At 56.0% G+C, this 232-nt stretch carries 1 pseudogene; it reads left to right on the forward strand.

What is annotated here, in order from left to right:
• Positions 1-58: 58 nt before the first annotated feature.
• Positions 59-232, forward strand: a pseudogene (locus ACYP03_RS28265) (glycosyltransferase family 1 protein); the annotation flags it as partial.

Here is a 232-nt window from a genome sequence, read left to right on the forward strand (position 1 = left end):
CAACAGCGGTGCCCCGTGCCAGTGGATGCACTGTGCCGCGAGATGGTGCCGGACTCCGATGCTTGTTCACCTGCATGCACACTATTCACTTCGGGATCGCCTGACACTGGGGCTCTATCAGGCCCCGTTGCTGGTCGGCGTCAGCGACTATGTGCTTTCCCCTTTTATGCAGCAAGGATTTTCTCCTGAGAAGAGCCAAATCATTCCCAACGGCATTGATATCGAGGCTTTG

It is taken from the genome of Photobacterium sp. R1 (genome assembly GCF_054600795.1).